Raw genomic sequence first — 15,913 nt, 5'->3', positions numbered from 1 at the left:
GGGCCGTTGGAGTGGTCTTGATGGGAGCGTGGGGATCAGGTTCACGCGCATAGGGGACGGGGACGAGAGGACGGGCGTGCCATTCCGCGCCGTGTGGTCAGGGCTTGATGAAGGGCGTCCCACGGCGGCATCGCGGCGGCAAGGAGGCGCGAGGATACGCCTTGTCGCCGCTCGGCAACCGTTCGGAAAATGTCTGGCGGCCGCCCTCTCCGCCGCAGCCGGAGGCGAAGAGCCGGAGTCGTTCGCCGGGATATCTCCCCGCGCACGGACGGGACCCCGCCGCGCTTGCGTGCTGGCGTGACGGAGTAATTTGGAGAAGGGAACTCTCGCCCAGGATCGTTCCGGAAAACCTCGGAGGCCCGTCGCCCCGGCCCTCGCAAGGAGAGGAGAGCCGCGATCATTCGCCGGGTATGTCCCCGCTCACGGACACGACGGCGGCGTGTCGGGACGAGGCGGCGGGAAGCGTTTCCAGAGGGGCGCTCGCCGCGAACCGCGGCGGGTGTTGGGGAGCCGCGCGGCACGAGCAGGAACTGGCAAGCAGGAACTGGCGAGCAGGATTGGGAGAGCTGGACCAGACCAAGAGGACCGAGAGGACCAGACCAATGGAACCGGACCAAGCGGGCCGGGCCAAGAGGACCGGGCGAGCAGGCTTGGCACGCATCCGCCTCGCCCGCACGCCCTGTCCGCACACCCCGTCCGCACACCCCGTCCGCGCGCGACGGCCGGCCACCGGCGGTCACGTCTGCCGCTCAACTTCCCCCTCCTTGCCCCTCGCACCCCATCGAAATCGCTGGCGCGCACGAGCCGTCCGCTCCGCCGCACGGGCGTTGTCACCCCCCCTGCCGGCGGTCCGGCCTCCCCCTGCGGCAGGCCGCTGCGGTCGGGCTGTCACATGGGCGTCCGAGAAATGTGATTCCTGTCACAAAACGCTATAGTGAAGGCAGCGTGGGGGGTCGGTCATGACGCAGCTGTTCGCCGATGGGACTGTCGAGACACCGCCAGCGTCGCGTGTCGCCGCCCTCACCGCCTCGCTCGCCCCCCCCGGGCTGGCGGCCTGGCGCAGCTTCTTCACCCCCAAATTCAACGCCAAGCACGCGACGCCGGGCCCGAAGGGCGCCGCGCCGCTGCGGCTGGTGCCGGCAGCGTTCACCCCCTCCCGCCTGATGCCGGCGCTACGCTCCTATTCCGGCGTGCGCCATCGCGGCAGCCGGGGCGAACCCGGCCCGGCGGCGCTGGGGCGGATCGGCGCGCTGGAAGTGCGCCTGGCGGTGACGGCGGCGGATGTGCGCCGCGCCCAGCGCCTGCGCTACGAGGTGTTCTACGAGGAAATGTCGGCGACGCCCGCCGCCGCCATGCGGCTCACCCGGCGCGATGTCGACGCCTTTGACGGCATTTGCGATCACCTTCTGGTGCTCGACCACGACTCCTGCCGGATGGTGCGTGGCAAGCGCGTGCCGCGCGTCGTCGGCACGTATCGCCTGCTGCGCCAGGAAATCGCCGACCGCCACAATGGCTTCTACACGGCGAGCGAGTTCGACATCGCCCCGTTGCTGGCACGCCATCCGCACCGCCGCTTCCTGGAGCTCGGCCGCTCCTGCGTGCTCGCCTCCTACCGCAACAAGCGCACGGTGGAACTGCTCTGGCACGGCATCTGGGCCTATGTGCGCCGGCACGGCATCGATGTGATGTTCGGCTGCGCCAGCCTCGAGGGCTGCGACCCGCAGGCGCTGGCCCGCCCGCTCGCCTTCCTGCACCATTTCGCGCCGACCGATCCGGAATGGGCGGCGCAGGCGCTGCCCCGCCATGCCGCGCCGATGGACCTCGTCTCGGTCGAAGCGCTGGACGCCAAGGCGGCGCTGGCCGCTCTGCCGCCGCTGATCAAGGGATATCTGCGCCTCGGCGCCCAGATCGGGCGCGGCGCTGTCGTCGATCGCCAGTTCGGCACCACCGATGTGCTTATCGTGCTGCCGGTGGAGAAGATCAGCCCGCGCTATCTCGATCATTTCGGCGTCAATGGCGAACGCCACGCCGCCTGATCGAGGCGGGGGGCTGGCGGCCTTGAAGGCCTTTGCGAACACCTTCCGGTGCGCCGGAAGGTGAGCGGGGGCTCACCCCGGCGCCGCTGCCCGCCGCCAAGCCCCCGTCCCGCTGAGCCAGCTGTCCCCTCTCCCCCCGACAGCTGCCTGCCAGACTCCTGCCGCTCGGCCCGGCGCGCGCGAGCGGCGCCGCTCTGGCGCCCCGCCGCCTCCCTTTGCGTCGCTGATCGCCCGGCCCTCGTCTTGCGCGGAGGCGGGCGCTGTCCCATATCGCTTCCCAACGGGATGCCTGAACGGGGTCCCATCACACAAAGTCGCTTCAGACGAGGACTTTGGGAGCATGTCGCGTATTCCCTCGCTGTCGAGCCCCTTCCTGCTTGGCTTTGACGAGGTCGAGCGGGCGCTCGACCGTGTCATGAAAGGTTCCGACGGGTACCCGCCCTACAATATCGAGCGGGTGGCCACGTCCGAGCAGCCGGAAAAGCTCCGCATCACCCTGGCCGTCGCGGGCTTCACCCGCGAGCAGCTGGAGGTGACGGTGGAGGAGAAGGAACTCGTCATCCGTGGCCGCCAGAGCGAAGAACCCGGGCGGGTCTTCCTTCACCGTGGCATCGCCGCACGCCAGTTCCAGCGCGTCTTCGTGCTGGCCGAGGGCATGCGGGTGATCGGTGCCGAGCTGAAGAACGGCCTGCTCTGCGTCGAGCTGGTGCGGCCGGAACCGGAACGCATCGTCCGGCGTATCACCATAGCGACGGATGAATGACGGAGCCCCAAGCCGGTCTCGACTGTACGCAGAGGAGTAGCCGATCATGACCAACGAATTCCACATCGACCCCGCCTCCGCCGGTTCGGCGCTCGCCGGCGCCCTCACCGCGGAAGATTTCGCCAATCTCGGCGGCGGGCACATCGCCTATCTGCGCACCATCCGTTCCGAAGAGGCGGCGGAAATGTTCCCGCAGGCCCATCTCTCGCCCGGCCTCGTGCTGTTCACCCTGCACGCCGCCGATGGCACGCCGATCATGCTGACCGACAGCCGTGAGGCGGCGATCGCCAACGCGATGCAGAACGAGCTGGTGACGCTCAGCGTCCACTGAACTGCGCCGCGTGCGCGACGCAAAGACGGCACCGTCTCTTGCCGAGGCGGTGCCGTTTTCATGTCTGGCCGGCCGATGTGCGACAGGCGCGCCCGCTTCAGACGCGGGTCAGGCTCGCTTGGCCTCGATCATGTCCCACACGATCGGCGCGATGTCCGGCCCGCCGATCCGCTTGATGGCGCGGATGCCGGTCGGGGCGGTGACGTTGATCTCGGTGAGATGGCCGTCGATCACGTCGATGCCGGTGAGCAGCAGCCCGCGCGCCCGCAGCGCCGGGCCCAGCCGCTCGCAGATCTCGCGCTCGCGCGGCGTCAGGTCGGTTTCCGCCGCCGCCCCGCCGCGCACCATGTTGGAGCGCAGATCGCCCTCGCTCGGCACGCGGTTGACCGCGCCGGCGAACACCCCGTCCACCAGGATGATGCGCTTGTCGCCATGCTTCACCTCGGGGAGGAAGCGCTGCACCACCCAGGGCTCGCGGAAGGTGGTGGCGAACAGATCGTAGAGCGAGCCGAAATTCAGGTCGTCGCGGGTGAGGCGGAACACCGAGGCGCCGCCATGCCCATAGAGCGGCTTCATCACGATGTCGCCGAACTCGTCGCGGAACGCCTTGATCTCGTCGAGGTCGCGGGTGATCAGCGTCGGCGGCATCAAATCGGGAAATTCGGTGACGAAGATCTTTTCCGGCGCGTTGCGCACATGGGCGGGGTCGTTCACCACCAGCGTGCGGGGATGGATGCGCTCCAGCAGATGCGTCGCGGTGATGTAGTTCAGGTCGAAGGGCGGATCCTGCCGCATCAGGATCACGTCGAACGTGTCGAGCCGCACGCGCCTGGGCTCGCCGAGGGTGAAATGGCCGCCCTTCAGGTCGCGCACTTCCAGCGGCTGAACGGTGGCGAACACCTCGCCATCGCGCATCGCCATCCGGTCCGGCGTGTAATAGGCGAGCGCATGGCCGCGGGCCTGCGCTTCCAGCATCAGGGCGAAGGCGGAATCGCCCGCAATATTGATGCGGTCGATCGGGTCCATCTGGACGGCGACGTTGAGGCTCATGAGAGTTCCGTCTGCGACAGGAGGGAGCCGGCCGAAGGCGGGGTCGCCCGGCGGCATTCGCCTTCCTGTTTAATCGCTCGCGCGGCGTCGCGCCACGACCTCGTTTCCCCGCTCATTCCGCCTCGAAGGCGCCCGGCAGGTGCAGCGGCGGCGCGCCCGGCGCCACCAGCACCACGTCGAGCCGCATGTCGAGCTCGGCCAGCTCCGGGTGGCGGGAGAGATAGATTTCCGCCGCGCCGACAATGCGCCGGCGCTGGCGCAGCAAAATCGATTCGGCCGCGAAACGCAGTGAGGCCCGCGCCTTCACCTCGATGAACACCAGCAGCCCGTCGCGCCGCGCCACCAGGTCGATCTCGCCGCGCGGGGTGCGGGCGCGTCGCTCCAGAATGACGAAGCCCTCGGCTTCGAACAGGGCGGCGGCGGCGGCCTCCGCCGCCATGCCACGGGTGAAGGCGGCGCGGCGGCGCTGCTTCTGCGCGCCCTCCGGCGGTGCCCCCTCCGGCCGCGCCTCGTCAGCCATCGCCGCCCTGCAGCGCGAGCGCCCGGGCATAGACGGCGCGGCGCGGCAGGCCGGTCGCGGTCGCCACCGCCGCCGCCGCATCCTTGACCGAAAGGCTGGCGAGCGCCTGCTTCAGCGCCACGTCGAGATCGGCGGCGCTGGATTCCTCCGCCCCCGGCGGGCCGATCACCAGCACGATCTCGCCCCTGGGCGGGCCGGCCTCGGCATAGAAGGCGGCGAGCACGTCCAGCGTGCCGCGCCGCGCCTCCTCGAAGGTCTTGGTCAGCTCGCGGCACACCGCCGCCGGGCGGGGGCCGAGCCCCTCATGGAGGTCGGCGAGGCTTTCCGGCAGGCGCGGGCCGCTCTCATAGAGGATCAGCGTCGCCGGCAGCGTCTTCAGCTCGCTGATGCGGGTGCGGCGGGCGCCACTCTTGGGCGGGAGAAAACCCTCGAAGAAGAAGCGGTCGGTCGGCAGCCCCGCCGCCACCAGCGCGGCAAGGCTGGCCGAGGCGCCGGGCAGCGGAATGACGCGGTGCCCGGCCTCGATCGCCGCCGCCACCAGCTTGTAGCCGGGATCGGAGATCAACGGTGTGCCGGCATCCGACACCTGCGCCACCACGCCGCCTTCGGCCAGCCGTGCCAGCAGCCGGGGGCGCGCCTGCTCGGCATTGTGATCGTGATAGGCCACCAGCTTCGTTTCGATTCCGTAACGCTCCAGCAGCCGCCGTGTGATGCGGGTGTCCTCGCAGGCGATGATGTCGGCACCCGCCAGCGTCTCCAGCGCCCGCAGCGTCACGTCGCCGAGATTGCCGATCGGCGTGGCGACGATGTACAGGCCGGGTTGCGGGCGCGCGGCGGGAAGGCTGTGCGCGCCGATGCGGAAACGGCGGGCGGACGCCGTGTCGGGGGCGGGTTCGGCGGAAAGCGGATCGGGGGAAACGGCATCAATGGGAAGGGTCATGGCGGCGCATTGTAGAGAGCCCCGGCGCTGCCGTCATGCGTCTCGTGGCGCACTGGCGCGGGCTAAAATCGCCGGAAACCGGGCCGAACGGGTGGATATGTCGCGCTTTCGCCGCCCGCGCCCCGGCGGCGAGGTGACAGGGCGAGTCCCGCCGTCCTAAAAAGGGTCAGCGACGTCCGCCAGGGTGGCAGGCGCACAGCCGAGCCGAACGCACCGCATGAACGCGAAGGACACGGCCGCGATCCGCGCACGCCTCGCCCGTACCAGCCGGCGCGGCTTTCTCCTCATGGCCGGCGCGGCGGGACTGGCCGCCTGCTCCTCCGGGCCGGAGATGAGCGCGCCGCAGGCGGCGCTGCCACAGCCGCAACTGCCGCCGGACCCGAATGCCGGCCTTGGCACCGGCACCCCGATCGGCCTCATCCTGCCGCTCGGCGCCTCCGGCAATGCCGGCGCGGTGGCGCTCTCCTTGCGCAACGCGGCGGAGATGGCGCTGTCGGAATTCTCCGGCGCCCGCATCCGGCTGATCGTCAAGGATGATGGCGGCACCGGACCGGGAGCGCAGGCCGCCGCGCAGCAGGCGCTGGACGAGGGCGCGCGCGCCATTATCGGCCCGCTCTTCGCCCATTCCGTTGCCGCCGCCGGCCAGGTGGCGCGCCAGCGCGGCGTGCCGCTCATCGGCTTCTCTACCGATACCAATGTGGCGACGCACGGGGTCTATCTCCTCAGCTTCCTGCCGCAGACCGATGTCGAGCGGGTGATCCGCTACGCCGCCGCCAATGGGCGGCGCTCCTTTGTCGGGCTGGTGCCGGACAATGCCTATGGCTCGGTGGTCGAGGCCGCCTTCCGCGAAACCGTGCCCACCGTCGGCGGGCGCGTGGTCGGGCTGGAGCGCTATGGCGCCGGCCAGGCGGCGGAGGCCGCGCGCCGGCTCGCCGGCTCGGTGGCGCAGGCCGATGCGGTGTTCCTCCCCGACGCCGCCGACACCGTGCCGCAGATCGTGCAGGCGCTGTCGGCCTCGGGCGCCAGCCTCGCCGGCAAGCAGCTGATCGGCACCGGCCTGTGGGACGATGCCAAGCTGTTCGCCAATCCGGCGATGAACGGCGGCATCTTCGCCGCGCCCGACACGGCAGGCTTCCGCGCCTTCGCCGCCCGCTACCGGGCGCGCTTCGGCCGCGAGCCGGTGCGCACCACCACGCTCTCGCATGATGCGGTGTCGCTGATGGCGGCGCTGGTGAACTCCTATGGCGAGGCCGGCATCACCGACGCGGCGATCCAGAACCCCTCGGGCTTTTCCGGCGTCGACGGCATTTTCCGCTTCCGCGCCGATGGCACCAATGAGCGCGGGCTGGCGGTGATGCAGATTTCCGGCGGCACCACCCAGATCGTCAGCCCCGCCCCGCGCAGCTTCGCGCAGGGGATGTGAGGCGGAACGTTTCAGCCGCGCCAACGCGCACCGTCATCCTGAGGTGCGAGCCCAGCGAGAGCACCCGTCATCCCCGGGCTTGGCCCGGGGATCCACGACTGTTTAGCGGCGGCTGAAGAGAAGACGTGGATGGCCGGGCCAAGCCCGGCCATGACGATGTGCCCGGCCCTCACGCGCCAGATCACGCCGCCAGATTCACGCCGCCAGATCGGCGACGATGGCGTCGAGCACCGGCAGGCCGAGATCGGTGGCGCGCAGGCGCTCGTCCGGCAGCGCCTCGATCATGCCGTCTTCCAGCAGCGCCGCCACCCGTGCCGGGTCGAAGGGGCGGCCCGCCAGCCGGGCGAAGCGGCGGGCGTCGATGCCTTCCAGCAGCCGCAGCCCCATCAGCAGATATTCGTCGGCCTGCTCCGCGCGGGTGAGCTTCTCGTCGACGATGACGCCGTGCCCGGCGGCCTCGACCCGCGCCACCCATTCCTCCGGCCCGCGCTCGGTGGAGGTGGCGACCCGCGCCTCCGGTGTGTCGAGCCTTCCATGCGCGCCGGGGCCGATGCCGGCATATTCGCCATAGCGCCAGTACAGAAGATTGTGCCGGCTCTCGGCGCCGGGGCGGGCATGGTTGGAAACTTCATAGGCCGGCAGCCCGGCGGAGCGGGTGGTCTCCTGCGTCACGTCCCACAGCGCGCGGGCGGCCTCGCTGTCGGGCACGATCAGGCGGCCGGCGCGGTGCAGCGCGGCGAAGGGCGTGCCGTCCTCGATGGTGAGCTGGTAGAGCGAGAGATGCTCGCAGCCCTCGTCGATGGCGCGGCCGAGCTCGCGCGCCCAATCCTCCGGCGTCTGGCCGGGGCGGGCATAGATGAGGTCGAAGGAGACGCGCTCGAAGGCGGCGCGCGCCACCGCCACCGCGCCCAGCGCCTCCTGCGCGCTGTGCATGCGCCCCAGCGCCTTCAGCGCGGCATCGTCGAGCGCCTGCACGCCGAGCGAGACGCGGTTGACGCCGGCGGCGCGATAGCCGCGAAACCGCTCCGCCTCGACGCTGGTCGGGTTGGCCTCCAGCGTCACCTCGGCCCGCGCGTCGAGCGGCCAGGCGGCGTTGATGGCGTCGAGAATCGCCCCCACCGTGCCCGGCTCCATCAGCGAAGGGGTGCCGCCGCCGAAGAACACGCTCTGGGTGCGCCGCTGGCCGATGCGGGCGCGAGTGTGGGCGATCTCCGCCTGGAACGCGGCGACGAAGCGCGCCTGGTCCGGCGGGGCATGGCGGACATGCGAGTTGAAGTCGCAATAGGGGCATTTGGCCTTGCAGAACGGCCAGTGCACATAGACGCCGAAGCCGGGATCGAGCGGCGGCGGCGCCGGGGGGCGCTCAGTCAAAGGTCGCCCCGAGGCAGGCCTGCGCCAGCGCCATGAAGGCGCGCGCGCGGTGCGAGAGGCCGCGGCCGAGCGGCGGCAGGCCGTGCTTTTCGGCCCCCGACATCTCACCGAAGGTGAGCGGATTGTCTTCCGGCTGGCCGTCGGGCTGGAACATCGGGTCATAGCCGAAGCCGGCCGGCCCGCGCGGCGGCCAGACCAGTGTGCCGTTGACCACGCCCTCGAAATCCTCGACATGGCCATCCGGCCAGGCGAGGCACAAGGCGGAGATGAAATGCGCCTGGCGCAGATCGGGCAGTTCCGCACCAGCGTCGCGCAGCTCTTCCTCCACGCGGGTCATCGCCGCCATGAAGTCCTTCTCCGGCCCGGCCCAGCGGGCGGTATAGAGCCCCGGCGCGCCGCCCAGCGCATCGACGCACAGGCCGGAATCATCGGCGAAGGCCGGCAGGCCGGCGGCGGTCGCGGCGGCGATCGCCTTGATGCGCGCATTCTCGGTGAAGGTGAGGCCGGTTTCTTCCGGCTCGGGCAGGCCGAGCTCGCCAGCGGAGACGACGTCGACGCCATAGGGCGCGAGCAGGCCCGCCATCTCCTCCAGCTTGCCGGGATTATGGGTGGCGATGATGACGCGGCCTTCGAGCCGGCGGTGCGGGGCGGTGTTCATGCGACAGCCAGCTTCTGCAGGTCGACCAGCTTGGCCACGCCCTTGCGGGCAAGGCCGAGCATGGCGTCGAACTCTTCCTGGGAAAACGGCGTCTTCTCTGCCGTGCCCTGGATTTCGACAAAGCCGCCGGAACCCGTCATGACGAAGTTGACGTCGGTATGGGCGTCGGAATCCTCGGCATAGTCGAGATCGAGCCGCGGCTCGCCATCGACGATGCCGCAGGAGACGGCGGCGAGATGATCGCGCAGCGGGATGGTGGAGAGCATGCCGCGCGACTTCATCCAGCTCAGGCAGTCATGCAGCGCGATCCACGCCCCGGTGACGGAGGCGGTGCGGGTGCCGCCATCGGCCTGGATCACGTCGCAATCGACGGTGATCTGCCGCTCGCCGAGCTTTTCGAGATCGACCACGGCGCGCAGCGAGCGGCCGATCAGGCGCTGGATTTCCTGGGTGCGGCCGGAAGGCTTGCCGGCCGTCACCTCGCGGCGGGTGCGCTCATGGGTGGCGCGCGGCAGCATGCCATATTCCGCCGTCACCCAGCCGCGCCCCTGCCCCTTCAGCCAGGGCGGCAGGCGCTCTTCCAGCGTGGCGGCGACCAGCACATGGGTCTCGCCGAACTTCACCAGGCATGAGCCCTCGGCATGGCGCAGCACGCCGCGCTCGAAGCTCACGGCACGCATCTCGTCGGGAAGGCGGCGGGAAGGGCGCATGCGGCGGGTCTCCTGATCGGCGGGCGGCGGGGCAGTTTAGCCCAGCCCTGTGGCCGGACCTTGTAAGGGTGGCGCGGGCCCGGTGCAATCGCCGGGCGCGGAGTCTTGACCCGGCGCCGGGCGGCACGCGACCGCGCCCGCTTGTACATGGGCGGCGAATACCGAGATAATAGCCACCCCTGAACGGGTAGACGACACAAGGGACCAACGCGGCGATGCCCCTCGACCCATTTCTGGCGGCCACCGCGCCTTCGCTGGCGCGGCTCGACGAGCGTTCGCGCGAGATCTTCCGGCAGATCGTCGAAACCTATCTCGCCACCGGCGAGCCGGCGGGGTCGCGCAACATCTCCCGCCTCATTCCGATGACCCTGTCGCCGGCCTCGGTGCGCAATGTGATGGCGGACCTTGAGGCCGCCGGCCTCATCTTCGCGCCGCATACCAGCGCCGGCCGGCTGCCGACCGAGCGCGGGCTGCGCTTCTTTGTCGATGCGCTGCTGGAAATCGGCGATGTCTCGGAGGATGAGCGCAACTCGATCGAGACGCAGGTGCGCGCCGCCGCCCGCGCCCAGACGGTGGACGGGGTGCTGGCCGAGGCCTCCAACCTGCTCTCCGGCCTGTCGCGCGGCGCCGGCGTCGTCACGACAGGCAAGACCGATGTGCGCCTGAAACATATCGAATTCGTGCCCCTCGACGCCACCCGGGCGCTGCTGATCCTCGTCTCCGACGATGGCGAGGTGGAAAACCGCCTGGTGCCGCTGCCCAAGGGCCTGCCGCCCTCGGCGCTGGTGGAGGCGACCAATTTCCTGTCCTCGCTGACGCGCGGGCGCACCCTGACCGAGCTGCGGGCCGAGGTGGAGCGCACGCTCGCCGCCCGCCGCGCCGAGCTCGACGAAGTGACGGCGCGGGTGGTGGAAAGCGGCATGGCCAGCTGGTCCGGCGGGGAGAAGGCCGACCGGAGGCTGATCGTGCGCGGGCAGACGCGGCTGCTGCAGGATCTGCGCGCGATCGAGGATCTGGAGCGGGTGCGCCTGTTGTTCGACGATCTCGACGCCAAGCAGGAGGTGGTCGACCTGCTCGGCCGGGCCGAGGACGCGCAGGGCCTGCGCATCTTCATCGGCTCGGAGAACAAGCTGTTCTCGCTCTCGGGCTCCTCCACCATCGTCGCGCCCTATCGCGACGGGCAGGGAAGGGTGGTCGGCGTGCTCGGGGTGATCGGCCCGACACGGCTCAACTATGCCCGCATCGTGCCGATGGTCGACTTCACCGCCCGCGTCGTCAGCCGCGTTCTCGGCGGGCCAGGCTCCGACGCGGCTTGATTTTTGCGCCGTCCAACCCGATATGGCGGGCGTCCGGGTGGCCCACCGCCCGGGCAAATCCATTCTTCGACGAGGTATTCATGAGCGACGAGAACCGCACTCCGGCTGACCAGCCCGACATGGCCGATCAGACTGTCGACGCCGAGAACGGCGCTGCGGGCGCGCCGGACGATCTCGCCGCCGCCTTCGCCGCCGAGAAGGAGCGGCTGGAGGCCGAGATCGTCGCGCTCAAGGACAAGTTCCTGCGCGCCTTCGCCGAGGCCGACAATGTGCGCCGCCGCGCCGAGCGCGAAGTGGCGGACGCCAAGATCTATGGCATCACCGGCTTCGCCCGCGACGTGCTCACCGTGGCGGATGATTTCGAGCGCGCGCTGGGCGCCATCGACGCCGAGGCCCGCGCCAAGGCCGAGGGCACGCTGAAGACCCTGCTGGAGGGCATCGACCTCACCGGCCGCGCCCTGATTCAGGCGCTGACCAAGCATGGCGTGGCGCGGATCGAGGCGGAAGGCGCCAAGTTCGACCCGAACATGCATCAGGCGATGTTCGAGGTGCCCAATGCCGAGGTGCCGTCCGGCACCGTCGTGCAGGTCATCCAGCCCGGCTACAAGCTCGGCGAGCGCGTGCTGCGCCCGGCCCTTGTCGGTGTGTCCAAGGGCGGCCCCAAGGCGCCGCCGGCGGAAGCCCCGGCCGCCGAGGGCTGAGAGCCCGACCGTAAAAGGGCCCTTGCGAGGGCCCTTTTTTGTTGCCGCGCCGAAGCTCAGCGCAGGGCGACCCCGTCGCGCAGGGCCCGCATGGCGCCGTAATCGGCGTCGAAATTCTCCGTCGGCGCGACGCCGACCATGCGCAGATAGCCGGTGCGGCCGAAGCTCAGCCATTGCGCCACCTTCACCGGCTGGCCGGTCTGCTGGTCCACCGCATTGGCGATCAGCTCGAAGCCGGGCTGGCCGCCGACGCGCAGCGGGCCGCCGCGCTCGACGCGCAGTTCCTTGATGCCGGGCACGCTGGTGATCGCCCGCTTGGCCGCGGCCTCGCGCTCTTCCTCGCGGATTTCGCCGGGGCCGACGGCGACGATGAAGAAGGACTGGGTCTGCGGCCCGCCTTTATCTGCCGCGCCGGCCGCGCCGGTTTCCGGCTTGGTGAGCAGCACGGCGCTGGAGCCGATCACCTTCATCACCTTGTAGCCCTCGGTCTCGGCGACGGTGAAGGGCAGCTTGGCCAGCATCTCCTCGGTGCTGGGCGGGGCGCGGAAGACCACGGTCTTGAGCGCTTCCTCAACCTTGGCGTCGGGGTAGCGGGCGGCGGAAGCCTCGGGGAACTGCACCGTCACCATGCCGGTCTGCTCCTTGGCGCCGGCGATCAGGATCCACTTCTTCAGCGCCCCGGCGCCGACGGTCTGGAAGCCCTTCAGCAGCACGGCCGGCACGCCGTCGGCCAGCGTCACGTCGCGGCGCTGTTCCACCGTCACGCCCTGCTTCTGCAGTTCCTCCGGCGCGAAATTCGAGGTGATCTCGGCGAAGGCGGGCTTGGGCATCTCGAGAACGAGGATCGAGGCGCTGGCGGCGCGGTCCTGGAAGCCGGGCACGCCCGGCACCGGCACCATGCCCTCCGGCGGCACCATGCCGATCGTGCCGTCATTGGGATAAATCGTCTGGGCGGAGGCGGGGAGGCCGAGCACTGCCAGAGCAAAGGCGGCGGCGGCAAAGCGGGCAACAAGGCGCATTCGCAATCCTTCAAGCTTAAGGAAGCCGTAACTTCGCCCTTTCTGAGGGTTCATCAAGGCCGAATTTCGCCCGCCGGTGCCGCATGGACGCGCCGTAACGTCAGATTGATCCGTCCGGGCTGCTTGAGCAGGGTCGAGCTGCCCGGGTAGATGCGATCAATGCCGTGAAAGGCCAGCCGCGCCGGTCCCGCCAGCAGCAGCGCGTCGCCCGAGGCGAGGCGAAGCGAGCGGGTTGGGTCCTTGCGCGCCGTGCCGCCGATGCGGAACAGCGCGGTGTCGCCCAGCGACAGCGACAGGACGGGCGCGGAAAACTCCTCCTCGTCCCGGTCCTGGTGCAGCCCCATGCGGGCCGTGGGGGCGTACCAGTTGATCAGGCAGGCTTCCGGGGCGGGCGCCGCGCCGGCGAGCGCGTCCCAGGCGCGGGTCAGCGCCGGGGGAAAGGGCGGCCAGGGCCGGCCGGTTTCGGGATGCGTCGGCTGGTAGCGATAGCCCGTCACGTCAGACACCCAGCCCAGCGGCCCGCAATTGGACATGCGGACCGAGAAGGGCTTTGCCGTGCGCGGCATAAGCGGGGTGAACAGCGGGGCCTCGACGAGGATCTGGCGCAGCTCCTCGGCCAGCGCCTCCTGTGCCGCGCGGTCGAGCCAGCCCGGCCAGTAGCGGCAGCCGGGCACGATGTCGACCGCCGCACTCATCTTTCACCCGCCATCCCGGACGGAAGGAGGCCGAGCCGGGATCGACCGCGCCAGAAGGGCCGGCGCAATGCCGGCGATCCCCGCTCTCCGCTTCGCGCCGGCCGGGATGACGGCATGGCGTGGCGTCCGGCCGCCATTCACAGCTTCCTCAGCGAAACCGCCTCGACCTCATGATCGCCGCCCTTGCGCAGGATCAGGTCGGCGCGCTGGCGGGTGGGCAGAATGTTCTCCTGCAGGTTCAGCAGGTTGATCGAGCGCCAGATCGCGCGGGCGGTGGCGTCCGCCTCGGCAGCGGTCAGGCTGGAATAGCGGTGGAAATAGGCCTTGGGATCGAGAAAGGCGGTTCCGCGCAGCCGCATGAAGCGCTCGACATACCAGCGCTCCAGGATGGTCTCGTCGGCGTCGATATAGACCTTGAAGTCGAAGAAGTCGGAGACGAAGGGAATGCCCTTGCCATCCTTGGGCGGGCGGCTGGTTTGCAGCACGTTCAGCCCCTCGACGATGAGGATGTCCGGCTGGTCGACCTCCACCATGAGGTTGGGCGTCACGTCATAGTCGAAATGGCTGTACACCGGCGCCCGCACCGGCCGGCGGCCGGCCTTGATGTCGGTGAGGAAATGCAGCAGCGCCGGCAGGTCGTAGCTCTCGGGAAACCCCTTGCGCCCCATCAGCCCTTCGCGTTCCAGAATCGCGTTCGGCAGCAGAAAGCCATCGGTGGTGACGAGCGCCACTTTCGGCGTGTTGGGCCAGCGGGCCAGCAGCGCCTGCAGCACGCGCGCGGTGGTGGATTTGCCCACCGCCACCGAACCGGCGACGCCGATGATATAGGGCATCTTGCCGTTCTGCTCGGGGCCGAGAAACTTCTGCATCTGGCGGAACAGCTTCTGCGTCGCCCCGACATAGATCGACAGCAGCCGCGACAGCGGCAGGTAGATCTCCTCGATTTCAGGGGTCGACAGCCGGTCGTTGAAACCCTGCAAGCGCTGGATTTCGTCCGCCTTCAGCGGCTGGGGCGTGTCGGCACGCAAAGCCGCCCATTCGGCGCGGCTGAAATTACGGAAGGGCGAGAGCCCCGCCCCGTCGAGCTTCAGGTCCATGGCAGCGTTTCCCGGCTCGCCCGGACATTCAAAGCGCCAGGCGTTGGTCGACCGTATACCACTAAAGGAGGAGACGTGATACCGCCCGCGCAAGGCCCGGGGGCCGCGCCAGAAGCGAGGGTCCCGGCGCCCTTAGCCCTTGGGGCGGGACGCCTTTTCCTCCAGGCCGGACTGGTTCGTCCGGCGGCCGAGCTCCGCATACACGTCATCCAGCGACACGCCGCGTGCCTGAAGCAGCACGGCCAGATGGTAGAGAAGATCGGCGGTTTCGGAAATGACCGCTTTGGTATCGGTGCCGACAGCCGCGAGCGCCGTCTCCACCGCTTCCTCGCCGAGCTTCTGGGCGCATTTGGCGACGCCCTTGGCGATGAGCGTGCGGGTATAGGACGCCTCGCTCTCGCTCGCGGCGCGGGCGGCGACGATGGCGGCGAGGTCTTCGAGCGTCACGCGGGCAGGCATCTCGCGGGCAGGGGAGGCGTTCATCGGCCGGTCTCCTCAATGTCGCCACCGCCGCTCCGGACGGGAAGCCCGGCGGCGCCGAGCGCCTGCTTGGCCGCGCCGATGGTGAAGGTGCCGAAATGGAAGATCGAGGCCGCCAGCACCGCCGAGGCGCCGCCCTCGCGAATGCCGTCGACAAGGTGGTTGAGCGTGCCCACCCCGCCCGAGGCGATCACCGGCACCGTCACCGCATCGGAAATCGCGCGGGTGAGCTTCAGGTCGAAGCCCTCGCCGGTGCCGTCACGGTCCATCGAGGTGAGCAGGATTTCGCCGGCGCCGAGCGCGACGACCTCTTTCGCGTATTCCACCGCGTCGATGCCGGTGCGGTTGCGCCCGCCATGGGTGAAGATCTCCCAGCGGTCCGGCTCGCCCTCGGCGGACACCTTCTTGGCGTCGATGGCGACGACGATGCACTGCTCGCCGAATTTTTCGGCCGCCTCGCGCACGAATTCCCGCCGGTTCACCGCCGCGGTATTGATCGACACCTTGTCGGCGCCGGCGTTCAGCAGCGCGCGGATGTCCTCCACCGTGCGCACGCCGCCGCCCACGGTGAGCGGCATGAAGCACTGTTCGGCGGTGCGGCTCACCACGTCGATCAGCGTGCTGCGGGCCTCGACGCTGGCGGTGATGTCGAGGAAGCACAATTCGTCGGCGCCGGCGGCGTCATAGGCCTTGGCCGCCTCCACCGGATCGCCGGCATCGCGCAGATCGACGAATTTCACGCCCTTGACGACGCGGCCGTCCTTCACGTCGAGGCACGGGATGACGCGGACCTTGAGCATGGA

The 15,913-nt window shown here is 70.0% G+C and carries 17 protein-coding genes; 6 read left to right on the top strand and 11 right to left on the bottom strand.

What is annotated here, in order from left to right; translation table 11 throughout:
• Positions 1 to 959: 959 nt before the first annotated feature.
• The 3 genes from A3M1_RS0108530 (at position 960) to A3M1_RS0108520 (ending at position 3,130) form a co-directional block, all read left to right on the top strand.
• On the top strand, positions 960 to 2,036 hold the full coding sequence (locus tag A3M1_RS0108530) for a GNAT family N-acetyltransferase (protein WP_018388534.1): 1,077 nt from the start codon (positions 960 to 962) through the stop codon (positions 2,034 to 2,036).
• 340 nt (positions 2,037 to 2,376) lie between these two features.
• On the top strand, positions 2,377 to 2,799 hold the full coding sequence (locus tag A3M1_RS0108525; RefSeq protein ID WP_018388533.1) for an Hsp20 family protein: 423 nt from the start codon (positions 2,377 to 2,379) through the stop codon (positions 2,797 to 2,799).
• Between the two features lie 46 nt (positions 2,800 to 2,845).
• Positions 2,846 to 3,130 (top strand): DUF1150 domain-containing protein, encoded by a 285-nt coding sequence (locus tag A3M1_RS0108520; protein WP_018388532.1) that lies wholly within the window; start codon positions 2,846 to 2,848, stop codon positions 3,128 to 3,130.
• Positions 3,131 to 3,238: 108 nt separating this feature from the next.
• On the opposite strand, the gene gshB is transcribed toward A3M1_RS0108520, so the two are convergent.
• From gshB to rsmI, 3 genes are all read right to left on the bottom strand, one after another.
• Positions 3,239 to 4,180, bottom strand: coding sequence for a glutathione synthase (gene gshB / locus A3M1_RS0108515; protein ID WP_018388531.1), 942 nt, complete (start codon positions 4,178 to 4,180; stop codon positions 3,239 to 3,241).
• A 112-nt stretch (positions 4,181 to 4,292) separates the two neighbouring features.
• The gene (locus A3M1_RS0108510) at positions 4,293 to 4,700 is read right to left on the bottom strand and encodes a YraN family protein (RefSeq protein ID WP_018388530.1); all 408 of its coding nucleotides are present in this window, start codon (positions 4,698 to 4,700) and stop codon (positions 4,293 to 4,295) included.
• Complete coding sequence (gene rsmI / locus A3M1_RS0108505) at positions 4,693 to 5,640, bottom strand: 16S rRNA (cytidine(1402)-2'-O)-methyltransferase (protein WP_018388529.1); 948 nt, start codon at positions 5,638 to 5,640, stop codon at positions 4,693 to 4,695. The genes A3M1_RS0108510 and rsmI overlap by 8 nt, the downstream gene beginning before the upstream one ends.
• Positions 5,641 to 5,857: 217 nt before the next feature.
• Between rsmI and A3M1_RS0108500 the strand changes: the two genes are divergently transcribed.
• A complete protein-coding gene (locus tag A3M1_RS0108500) occupies positions 5,858 to 7,063 on the top strand; it encodes a penicillin-binding protein activator (protein ID WP_018388528.1) in 1,206 nt (401 codons plus the stop codon).
• 195 nt (positions 7,064 to 7,258) lie between these two features.
• On the opposite strand, the gene hemW is transcribed toward A3M1_RS0108500, so the two are convergent.
• Genes hemW through rph form a run of 3 tightly spaced genes read right to left on the bottom strand, consistent with a single transcriptional unit; the run spans position 7,259 to position 9,802 of the window.
• Positions 7,259 to 8,434: a radical SAM family heme chaperone HemW gene (gene hemW / locus A3M1_RS0108495; RefSeq protein ID WP_018388527.1), complete on the bottom strand. Its 1,176-nt coding sequence runs from the start codon at positions 8,432 to 8,434 to the stop codon at positions 7,259 to 7,261.
• Positions 8,427 to 9,092 (bottom strand): non-canonical purine NTP pyrophosphatase, encoded by a 666-nt coding sequence (locus tag A3M1_RS0108490; RefSeq protein ID WP_018388526.1) that lies wholly within the window; start codon positions 9,090 to 9,092, stop codon positions 8,427 to 8,429. Before A3M1_RS0108490 ends, hemW begins: the two co-directional genes overlap by 8 nt.
• Positions 9,089 to 9,802 (bottom strand): ribonuclease PH, encoded by a 714-nt coding sequence (gene rph, locus A3M1_RS0108485; protein ID WP_018388525.1) that lies wholly within the window; start codon positions 9,800 to 9,802, stop codon positions 9,089 to 9,091. Before rph ends, A3M1_RS0108490 begins: the two co-directional genes overlap by 4 nt.
• A 215-nt stretch (positions 9,803 to 10,017) precedes the next feature.
• Between rph and hrcA the strand changes: the two genes are divergently transcribed.
• Both hrcA and grpE read left to right on the top strand, forming a co-directional pair.
• Positions 10,018 to 11,118 carry a heat-inducible transcriptional repressor HrcA gene (gene hrcA, locus A3M1_RS0108480; RefSeq protein WP_018388524.1) on the top strand — a complete coding sequence of 367 codons (1,101 nt, stop codon included), beginning with the start codon at positions 10,018 to 10,020 and terminating at the stop codon, positions 11,116 to 11,118.
• An 80-nt stretch (positions 11,119 to 11,198) separates the two neighbouring features.
• A complete protein-coding gene (gene grpE / locus A3M1_RS0108475; protein WP_018388523.1) occupies positions 11,199 to 11,819 on the top strand; it encodes a nucleotide exchange factor GrpE in 621 nt (206 codons plus the stop codon).
• A gap of 56 nt (positions 11,820 to 11,875) precedes the next feature.
• Here the strand turns inward: grpE and A3M1_RS0108470 are convergent, their stop codons facing one another.
• The 5 genes from A3M1_RS0108470 to hisF all read right to left on the bottom strand — a co-directional run bounded on the left by A3M1_RS0108470 (position 11,876) and on the right by hisF (position 15,910).
• Positions 11,876 to 12,838 carry a hypothetical protein gene (locus tag A3M1_RS0108470; RefSeq protein ID WP_018388522.1) on the bottom strand — a complete coding sequence of 321 codons (963 nt, stop codon included), beginning with the start codon at positions 12,836 to 12,838 and terminating at the stop codon, positions 11,876 to 11,878.
• Between the two features lie 53 nt (positions 12,839 to 12,891).
• Positions 12,892 to 13,533, bottom strand: a complete 642-nt coding sequence (locus A3M1_RS0108465; protein ID WP_018388521.1) for an alpha-ketoglutarate-dependent dioxygenase AlkB — start codon at positions 13,531 to 13,533, stop codon at positions 12,892 to 12,894.
• A gap of 137 nt (positions 13,534 to 13,670) precedes the next feature.
• Positions 13,671 to 14,630 carry a type I pantothenate kinase gene (coaA, locus tag A3M1_RS0108460; protein WP_018388520.1) on the bottom strand — a complete coding sequence of 320 codons (960 nt, stop codon included), beginning with the start codon at positions 14,628 to 14,630 and terminating at the stop codon, positions 13,671 to 13,673.
• Between the two features lie 132 nt (positions 14,631 to 14,762).
• Entirely contained in the window at positions 14,763 to 15,113 is a 351-nt protein-coding gene (locus A3M1_RS0108455) for a phosphoribosyl-ATP diphosphatase (RefSeq protein WP_018388519.1), read from the bottom strand.
• On the bottom strand, positions 15,110 to 15,910 hold the full coding sequence (hisF, locus tag A3M1_RS0108450; protein ID WP_018388518.1) for an imidazole glycerol phosphate synthase subunit HisF: 801 nt from the start codon (positions 15,908 to 15,910) through the stop codon (positions 15,110 to 15,112). The genes A3M1_RS0108455 and hisF overlap by 4 nt, the downstream gene beginning before the upstream one ends.
• Positions 15,911 to 15,913 lie beyond the last annotated feature (3 nt).

This window comes from Ancylobacter sp. FA202 (assembly GCF_000380205.1).
In the GTDB taxonomy this organism is placed as follows: Bacteria; Pseudomonadota; Alphaproteobacteria; order Rhizobiales; family Xanthobacteraceae; genus Ancylobacter.
The sequence above is the reverse complement of the archived record's forward strand: the minus strand, read 5'-3'. Positions and strand labels throughout refer to the sequence as shown.